Genomic DNA, 768 nt, shown 5'->3' with positions numbered 1-768 from the left:
CGCAGGAGGACAACGACCCCGGAAACCCATACACTTATCCACAACCGGTCCTGCTATAGACCGGTCTCCACCCCGGCTCAAAATCCAATCGGCCCGGTGGCTCAAAATTCCGTCGGCGCGGACATTGATGGCTAAGATCGTGGCTTTTTCGGTGGCGCAGCTCGTTCGCTCGTTGACGAAGCCTATGCCCTTCGAATCTGGTAGCTCGCTCTCGTCAGAAGCTACACGGGGACGTCTGACGGGATCGAGCAGGCAAACCGACCTCATCTCCCGACACTGGGCGTCGGCGGGGGGCTCCGTGGGAATTTCGGTCGTCATTCGGATGCTAACGGGTATGCTCTCGCGGCCTCGAGCTGCCGTGGATTTGCCATGAAACGCGCCAGCCATACACCGGCGACCCCGCGCCTCGAACATAGTCACCTACATTGGCCGGAAAAATGCGTTGCCGGAGGCGTCGCCGAACCGGCCCGAGTCGCCTCCCTGGCTGGAGATTGCAGCGAATCAGCGGGTGATTGGTCCGGGATGATGGAAAGCGGTGGATTCCGGCGACGCGCTTGGTCAGCAAACGGAGAGGCTCGATTGCCTACACTCGCATTTCCGCCGCGCCAATGCAAAAACCCCCGCCTTGTCGGGCGGGGGTTTCTGGCTTGAGGGAGCCTGACGATTACCTACTTTCACACGGGAATCCGCACTATCATCGGCGTAGAGTCGTTTCACGGTCCTGTTCGGGATGGGAAGGGGTGGGACCGACTCGCTATGGTCATCAGG

Annotated in this window: 1 rRNA gene; it reads right to left on the bottom strand. The window is 60.5% G+C overall.

From position 1 onward, the window contains the following. Nucleotides 1-655: 655 nt before the first annotated feature. A 5S ribosomal RNA gene (rrf, locus tag HWX25_RS32690) occupies nucleotides 656-768 on the bottom strand.

This window comes from Burkholderia sp. BCC1640, assembly GCF_902833125.1.
In the GTDB taxonomy this organism is placed as follows: domain Bacteria; phylum Pseudomonadota; class Gammaproteobacteria; order Burkholderiales; family Burkholderiaceae; genus Burkholderia; species Burkholderia diffusa.
This window is presented reverse-complemented; position numbering and strand designations above follow the sequence as displayed.